Below are 7,243 nucleotides of genomic sequence, written 5' to 3'. Positions count from 1 at the left end.
GTTCCCCCGGGCCGGCCGCCTCGTGGACGTCCTGCATCCCGTTGGGGACAGGGAGAGAATGTATGCCCTCCCGCAGGAGGCGTCAAACCAACCGGCCGAAGAATTTTTGGGGTCTGACGTCTCCCCTGGTCACGGCGGTGGAACGGGTCCGGGTGCGGTCGTGGCGGCGGGGTGGTCAGGCCGGGTTCCCCCAGTGCGGGTACAGGTCGCGCAGTACTCCGATCTCCGCGCCGTGGTGGGTGAACTCGTCCAGGACGTGCAGGACCAGGTCGGTGGTCGTGTTCTCGGCGAAGGCGTTGAACTTCGGCCCGATGGGCTTCCACCAGCGGCTGTCGTCCAGCGTCGTCAGTCCTTCCCGCCAGTACCGGTAGTGGGTGGTCAGGAAGTCGGCGGCTTCGGTGGCCGTGCCCGCGAACGTCGCGTCGTCCAGGGTGATCAGGTGGTCGGCGAACAGGCGGTTGCCGAAGTCCAGGAACGTCAGGCCGATGTGCCCGATCCGCCAGGCGATCGTCGGGATGGGGACGGGGTCCGGTGCCGGGCCGCCTCCGCCCTCGCCGTCGATCAGCCAGCGGCCGGTCGTCCCGTCGTGGCGCAGTGTCCAGGTGATCGGGGCCGGTTCCCAGAGGTACTCGGGGTCGGTCATGCCCTCCAGGCGGGCGAGGAGGCGTGCCCAGACGAGGTCGTGGGCCTTGAGCAGGGCGTCCGCTGTCCGGTTCATGGCGCCTCCGGGAAGGTGGCCGGGTTTCAGGGTCGCATGCCCGCCCGCTGGCGTTCAGTCGGTTGTGTGTGCTTCGCGGAGGGCTGCGACGTTGTCGGCGAGGAAGCGGCGGGCCGACGGCAGTGCCCTGGTGACGTAGAGCGAGCCGTGGACGTGTCCCGCGTAGCGTCGGACCTCCACCGGAACGCCCGCCTGGCGGAGGCGGGCGCCGTAGGACTCCCCCTCGTCGCGCAGCGGGTCGCATTCGGCGACGGCGATGCGGGCCGGGGGCAGGCTGGTGAGGTCCTCTGCCAGGAGAGGGGACGCGTAGGGCTCGCGGCGGCGGGACTCGTCGGGGACGTAGAAGTCCGCCGCCTCCCTCATGAAGTCGCGGGTCAGCAGGTGGCCCGTGGCGAACTCGGCGATGGACGGGCTGCTGAGCGTCGCGTCCAGCGTGGGGATCTCCAGGAGCTGGAACGTGGGCGCGGGGCCGCCCCGGTCGCGGGCCATCAGGGTGACGGCGGCGGCGAGGGAGCCTCCGGCCGAGGTGCCGCCGACGGAGACCCGGGCGGGGTCGATGCCGAGGTCGGTGGCCTCGGTCACCGTCCACCGGAACGCGGCGTAGCAGTCCTCGGGCGGTGTGGGGTACGGGTGTTCGGGGGCCAGGCGGTAGTCGACGTTGACGACGGCGCATCCGGCCTCGGCGGCGTACCAGCGGCACAGCGGGTCGTACTCGTCCATGCTGCCGAGCCAGAACGCACCGCCGTGGAAGTACACGTGCGCGGGGTGGGGGCCGGGGCCGAGCGGGGTGGAGACGCGGACGGTGATCTCGCCGTCGGTGACGGGGATCCGGTGTTCGGTGACCTTGAGGGGGCGGCGGGTGCGGCGCATGACCGTGCGCATGGTGAGGCCGCGGGCGTCGGCGGCGCGGCGTTCGGCGACGGGCCGGGGGTCGGGGCCGTTCGGTTCGGTGTTCAGCGTCAGGAAGGCTCGGATCAGGGGGTGGACGGCCATGCCGCGCAATCTACCGAGCGGCGGGCGGAGTGGTTCGCGCCGAACGGGCCGCGTCCGGCGGACTCCGGTGTGAGGAACCGTTCGAACGCCGCGCGGTCGCGCTCGGTCCGGTCGGTCAGCGGCTCCCGTTCCGTCCGCTCGGAGCCGTTCCGCTTGCGGGTCCGCCCGACCGGACCAGCCAGGGCCGGAGGTGCCGGGATTCGCGCGCTGGGGCGTTCGGGTCAGCGGGAGCGGTGGTAGAAGCCGGAGACCTCGGGGTCCCCCTCGACGATCAGCCGGACGCTGTTCTCCGCGGTGCGGGTGACGGTTCCCGGGCTCGGTTTCTCGCCGCCGTCCAGCCAGCAGGTCATCGGGACCGGGTCGCGTTCGGTCAGCGGGACGGGGTCGGCGGCGTTGCAGTCATAGCGCCATTTCCACTCGCCCTCCTCCTCGTAGGACAGGACGATGTTCGACCATGTCGCCTTGTCGGCGTTCGCGGGGAATTCGAGCATGTACCCGTCCTTGCTCCAGAAGCCTTCGGCGCTGGTCATCTCCGGGGGTCGCACTCTGGCCGCCGTGGTCGGCGGGGTTCTCGGCGTCCGCGTGGTCGGCGGGGGCTTCCTGGCGGGCGGGCTCGCGGCGGGGCGGGACGGAGGCGGTGTCCTGGGGAGGGCCCGGGGTGACGGGCCGGTGGTCGAGGGCGCGGTGGCTCGGGGAGAGGGCGTGGGCGCGGGGAACGTGGGGATGGCGAGCGTGGGCGCCGCCCCTCCGCTGTTCGCCGGATTCCTCCCCGGTTCGGGGGAGGTCGCGTAGCCGACGGCCCCGAAGAGGATCGCCACGGCGGCGGCCGTGAACGCGGTCAGCGCGCCGGGGGCCACCAGGCAGCCCTTGACGCCGCCCGCCGGGCCCTGGTGCGCGGCGAGGCGCCGGCCGAGCAGGAACCCGCTTCCGGCGGCGGTCCCGATCCAGAACCCGCGGGCCAGCGCCCTGCGCCGGGTCCTCTCCTCGCGTTCGAAGTAGGCCGCGTCCCCGGTCGAGCCCGTCGCCCGGGCGGACTCGGCGCCGACGGCCAGCACGCGCCGCCACGAGCCCCACTTCAACGTGCGGCACAGGGCCGGGGCCGCCGCGCGGGCCAGGGCGAGGGCGGCGCCGTGCTCGTCCTCCGCGGCGGTGAGCTCCAGGACGCGCACGATGATCGCGGCCGCGTCCCCGATCTCCCGGTCGGTCGCCGTCCTCACCCATCCGGCCAGGGTCGCGGCCCGCCGCGCGGTGTCGGGGGACCGGCCGGCGGAGTCGACGACCAGGGTGGCGCCGGGCGCGAGCGCCCGCAGGCGCGTTCCCTCCTCGGCCAGCAGCCGCGCGGCGGTCAGCCGGTCGACCGTGTCCCGGCCCAGCGGGCTCCCGATGAGCTTCTCGACCATCGGCCACGGGACGTCGAGGCCGTCCAGCGCGTGGAGGACGCGCAGGACGGCGTGGTCGTTCTCGGTGAGCCCGGTCGCGAGGGCGTCGACCAGGCTCCGCTGGTCGGACAGGGCCCCGGCCCGGTTCCCGAGGGCCGCGGCCGCCTGGGTCAGGGCGAGCGGGTGCCCGTCCACCAGTGCGTGGAAGCGCTCGGCGGCGGCCCGTTCCTCATCGGTGAGGGGGCGCCGCAGGCACCGTTCCACCAGTTCCATCGCCGGGCGCGGCGCCAGGCCGCCGATCTCGACGGTCTGGCCCGCCTTCCAGGGCAGCCGCCGGGAGGAGGAGACGACCAGCGTGCCGGAGGGGACGAGCCGGAGCAGCCGGTCCAGGTCGGCGGGTGTGCCGGTGAAGTCGTCGATGACGACCAGCGCCTGGATCGAGGCCATCAGCCGCCGGAGCTCGGGCGGCCTCGGGCGGTAGCGCCCCATGCCGTAGCAGGCCCGGAACAGGTCCTGGACGACGTCGTCGGCGTCCGCTCCGGCGGCGTCGAGGAACACCACGTCGGTGCCGCGCTCCACGCAGCGGGCGGTGAGATGGGTGAGCAGCGTCGTCCGTCCCGAACCCCGGCGCCCCACGAGCTGGACGGGCCGTCCGGCCTCGGCCCACCGTGCCAGTTCCGCCAGGTCCGCCTTGAGGTCCAGGGGCATGTCCGCGCGGGAGGGGTCGGCCCGTTCCTTGGGCCTGACGCGCGGACGTACGCGGGGCGGGCCGCCGGACCGTTTCCGGATCGTCGTGTCCCCGGTCTCGTTGGCGACGTTGCGGTCACCGATGATGAGCATCCCGGAGTTCGTCCCTATTTGCACGTCGATCCGTTGCACTTTCCGCCTGTTTTTCCCCATTAGCGAATCCCCGATCCGTCAATGCCAGCGAACACCGGAAGCCCTGGCGACTAGCGGCTATCGTAAAGTTCCCCTAATGCGCGCGCATGGAGTTCGCCAAGCCTGATGGAGGGATCATTGGTGGCGGAACAAACACCTTCTTTTACCAGCATTGACATAAACGGGGACATGCCGGGCCAGTTGGTGATCGGTAACGGCAATGTCATTTCGACCGGTCCGCCCGCCGCGCCACCGGACGCCGCGTCGGACGCCGCGCGGCTCGTGGAGTTCGCCCGCGAGGTCCGGCGGGCCCTTCCCGACCTCGACCTGCCGGAGGAGCGCCGGGCCGAGATCGAGTCCCTCGTCGAGGGGATCCTCCGCCCCGCCGGTGAACGGCCGCCCGACCACCAGCGCGTCCGGGCCCTCGGCCAGAGCCTGCGCACCGTCCTGGAGGGGAGCACGGCCGGTGTCCTGAGCAGCGTGCTGCTCGCCGGCTGGCCCCCCTGACCCGGGCCTCGCCCGCGCTCCCCGGGACGGGTCTCAGGGGCGCAGGACGAGCTTGCCCCGCGTGCGGCGGGCCGCCAGGTCCTCCAGTGCCCGCCGTGCCTGCGAGAGCGGGTACGTGCCGCCCACCTGGGGGCGCAGCCGACCCGCCATGGTCAGGTCGAGGAGGTCCGCGAGGGGGTCCAGCATGCCCGGCAGGTGCAGGGAGCCGCCGAGCCAGTAGCCGATCACGGCGGTGTTGGTCAGGCTGAGCCGTTCCCGGGACACCGGGGTGTCGGCGCCGCCGCCCGACGTGCCGTAGGTGACCAGGCGTCCGAACGGGGCGAGCGCGTCCAGGCCCGCGTCCAGCACCTCTCCGCCGACGGCGTCCAGCACGATGTCGGCCTTCCGCCCGTGGTTCGCCTCGACGACCCGTTCGACGTAGCCGTCCGCGGCCCCGTCCACCGCCGCGTCCGCGCCGAGTTCCAGCACCAGGGCGCGCTTGTCCGGGGTCGAGGCGGTGCCGATCACGCGTGCGGCCCCGAAGTGCCGGGCGAGCTGGACGGCCAGATGGCCGACGCCGCCCGCCGCCGCGTTGACCACGACGCTCTCGCCGGGGACGACGCGGGCCGCGGTGCGCAGCAGGTGCCAGGCGGTGAGCCCCTGGACCAGGAGGGCGAGCGCCCGGCCCGCGGGCAGTTCCTCGGGGATCTCGGTCGGCCGGTCGAGGACGGCCATGGTGGCGTAGGCGTTCCGGGTCAGGCCCATCACCCGGCGGCCGTCGGCGGTCCGCCCCACCACCTCCATGCCCGGCACGAACGGCAGCGGCCGGGGGCTGTAGGTGCCGCGGATCTGCGCCAGGTCGGCGAAGTTGATCCCCGCCGCCTCCACCTCCACCAGGGTCTGGCCCGGCTCCGGAACCGGGTCGGGCAGTTCGGTCATGGTCAGGACTTCGGGGCCGCCGTGGCGGGGTACGTGAACAACGTGCATGGAACCTGACGCTAGGAGCCCGGTGGCGCCCCAGCCAGGCGGTCCCGTCACCGGCTCGGGGACGTTCCATGAAGGATGTCTATATAAATTCGGTGGCGTGCAGAGGGATGATCTGACCGCCGCCGAGCTGCGCGTGCTGGTCGCGGTGGCCGGGGAGGGCAGCCTGAGCGGGGCCGCCGTGCGACTGGACCTGACCCAGCCCGCCGTCTCGCACGCGCTCCGGAGCGCCGAACGCAAGATCGGCGCGGTGCTGTTCCGGCGCGGGCGGCACGGGGCGCGGCCGACGGCCGCGGGCGAGACGGTGGTCGGGCACGCGCGCCGCGTCCTGGCGATGATGGACGTCATGCGGGCCGAGGCCCGCCACGCGGACGGGGGGCAGGCCACCGGCACCCTGCGGGTGGCCGCCTTCCGGAGCGCGGCCTTCCATCTGCTGCCCGCCGCGCTGGTGCGGTTCGGCCACCGCCATCCCAAGGTCACGGTGGACGTCCGCATCGTCGCCGACCTCGGCCGGGGCATCGCGGGCGAAGTGCTCGACGGCCACGCCGAGATCGGGGTGCTGGGCCTGCCCGCGCAGGTCGAGGGGCTCGTGTACGGGGAGCTGTTCGACGAGCCGTACGTGATGGCCTATCCGGCGGGGCACCCCGACCCCCGGTCCCTGCCGCTGATCAACTGGCATGAGAACTGCTCGGCCGACACCAGGCGGTGGCTGGCCGGACAGGACTGGATCCCCGCCGGGAGCATGACGGTGCGGGACGACGGCGTGGTGGTCTCGATGGTCGACCACGGGCTGGGGGTCGCGATCGTGCCGCGCCTCACGGTGGCCGGCGCGCCCGCGCGGGTGTCGGCGATGGACCTCACCGGGGACGCTCCCCTGCGCCGCGTCGGCTACGCGGTCACCAGGGAGATGGCGGCCTCGGTACTGGTCCGCGACCTGGTCGCCGCGCTCAGGGCCACCGTGCCGCGCGCCCTCGCCGCCGTTGACGGCCGCCGGGGCCCGTCCGGCCACGGCCCGCGGGACGCGCGCTAGGCGGGCGTGGCCGCCAGGTAGTCGACGATCGCGTCGGCGAGTTCGGCGCGGGTCACGGCGCTCATGTGGTTGCCGGGGATCTCGGCGTAGCGGGCCTCGGGGAGGGCGTCGGCGAGCTCCTGGGCCGATCCGTTGTCGTGGTCGTCCCTGCCGCAGACCACGAGGGTCGGGGTGAGGATGTGGTCGAGGGTCTCGCGCGGGGTGTCGACGAACGTGTTGAGGACGTTCAGCAGGGCCTGCGGGTCGCCGCCGACGGTCTTGAGGAACGCCTCCGCGCGCCATTCGGGGGTGCCGCGTTCGAAGGTGCCGAGGTTGGTCAGGACGCGGTGGAAGTAGCCGCCGCGCCCCTCGGTGCGGACGATGCCCTTCAGGCCCATGCCCGACAGGATCGCGCGGCCGGGGCGGGCGCCGCGGGCCAGCATGCGGACGGTGGTGCGGGCGCCGAGGGAGTAGCCGCCCAGGTCGTAGCCGCCGTCCGTCAGGCCCAGGTGGTCCAGCAGGGCGAAGCCGTCGTCGGCGAGGGCGTCGGGCGGGTAGGCGGCCGGGTCGTGGGGCGCGGCGCTGTCGCCGTGGCCGCGCAGGTCCGGCATGATCACGCGGAATCCGGCGGCGGCGATCTTGGGGGCGTGGCCGTAGCGGATCCAGTTGACCGTGGCGGTGGAGAAGTAGCCGTGGATGAGGACGAGGGGCCTGCCCTCTCCCGTCTCGCGGTAGGCGAGGCGCGCGCCGTCGCGGCCGTCGAAGTACTGGACGGGGAGGGTTTCGGTCATGCCG

Annotated in this window: 7 protein-coding genes; 2 read left to right on the top strand and 5 right to left on the bottom strand. The window is 73.7% G+C overall.

What is annotated here, in order from left to right:
- Window positions 1–175: 175 nt before the first annotated feature.
- The 3 genes from AKI01S_RS24270 to AKI01S_RS24260 form a co-directional block, all read right to left on the bottom strand.
- A complete protein-coding gene (locus tag AKI01S_RS24270) occupies window positions 176–718 on the bottom strand; it encodes a DinB family protein (RefSeq protein ID WP_067822397.1) in 543 nt (180 codons plus the stop codon).
- 54 nt (window positions 719–772) lie between these two features.
- Window positions 773–1,711, bottom strand: coding sequence for an alpha/beta hydrolase (locus tag AKI01S_RS24265; protein WP_067822394.1), 939 nt, complete (start codon window positions 1,709–1,711; stop codon window positions 773–775).
- Between the two features lie 221 nt (window positions 1,712–1,932).
- On the bottom strand, window positions 1,933–3,930 hold the full coding sequence (locus AKI01S_RS24260) for a hypothetical protein (protein ID WP_067822392.1): 1,998 nt from the start codon (window positions 3,928–3,930) through the stop codon (window positions 1,933–1,935).
- Window positions 3,931–4,158: 228 nt separating this feature from the next.
- On the opposite strand from AKI01S_RS24260, the gene AKI01S_RS24255 reads away from it, so the two are divergent.
- The gene (locus AKI01S_RS24255; RefSeq protein WP_067822388.1) at window positions 4,159–4,476 is read left to right on the top strand and encodes a hypothetical protein; all 318 of its coding nucleotides are present in this window, start codon (window positions 4,159–4,161) and stop codon (window positions 4,474–4,476) included.
- A gap of 33 nt (window positions 4,477–4,509) precedes the next feature.
- On the opposite strand, the gene AKI01S_RS24250 is transcribed toward AKI01S_RS24255, so the two are convergent.
- Window positions 4,510–5,442 carry a quinone oxidoreductase family protein gene (locus tag AKI01S_RS24250; RefSeq protein WP_067822385.1) on the bottom strand — a complete coding sequence of 311 codons (933 nt, stop codon included), beginning with the start codon at window positions 5,440–5,442 and terminating at the stop codon, window positions 4,510–4,512.
- Window positions 5,443–5,539: 97 nt separating this feature from the next.
- Here AKI01S_RS24250 and AKI01S_RS24245 point away from each other — a divergent pair, with 97 nt between their 5' ends.
- Window positions 5,540–6,469 carry a LysR family transcriptional regulator gene (locus AKI01S_RS24245; RefSeq protein ID WP_067822382.1) on the top strand — a complete coding sequence of 310 codons (930 nt, stop codon included), beginning with the start codon at window positions 5,540–5,542 and terminating at the stop codon, window positions 6,467–6,469.
- On the opposite strand, the gene AKI01S_RS24240 is transcribed toward AKI01S_RS24245, so the two are convergent.
- A complete protein-coding gene (locus AKI01S_RS24240) occupies window positions 6,466–7,239 on the bottom strand; it encodes an alpha/beta fold hydrolase (RefSeq protein WP_067822379.1) in 774 nt (257 codons plus the stop codon). The two genes, AKI01S_RS24245 and AKI01S_RS24240, sit on opposite strands and share 4 nt — an antisense overlap.
- Between the last annotated feature and the right edge of the window lie 4 nt (window positions 7,240–7,243).

The sequence above is a fragment of the Actinomadura kijaniata NBRC 14229 genome, assembly GCF_001552175.1.
Classification (GTDB): Bacteria; Actinomycetota; Actinomycetes; order Streptosporangiales; family Streptosporangiaceae; genus Spirillospora; species Spirillospora kijaniata.
This window is presented reverse-complemented; position numbering and strand designations above follow the sequence as displayed.

Excerpts from the sequence above, each read along its gene's own strand:
- AKI01S_RS24255 (WP_067822388.1), top strand. The coding sequence starts at position 4,159 with ATGCCGGGCCAGTTGGTGATCGGTAACGGCAATGTCATTTCGACCGGT.
- AKI01S_RS24260 (WP_067822392.1), bottom strand. The coding sequence starts at position 3,930 with ATGCTCATCATCGGTGACCGCAACGTCGCCAACGAGACCGGGGACACG.
- AKI01S_RS24270 (WP_067822397.1), bottom strand. The coding sequence starts at position 718 with ATGAACCGGACAGCGGACGCCCTGCTCAAGGCCCACGACCTCGTCTGG.
- AKI01S_RS24240 (WP_067822379.1), bottom strand. The coding sequence starts at position 7,239 with ATGACCGAAACCCTCCCCGTCCAGTACTTCGACGGCCGCGACGGCGCG.
- AKI01S_RS24250 (WP_067822385.1), bottom strand. The coding sequence starts at position 5,442 with ATGCACGTTGTTCACGTACCCCGCCACGGCGGCCCCGAAGTCCTGACC.
- AKI01S_RS24265 (WP_067822394.1), bottom strand. The coding sequence starts at position 1,711 with ATGGCCGTCCACCCCCTGATCCGAGCCTTCCTGACGCTGAACACCGAA.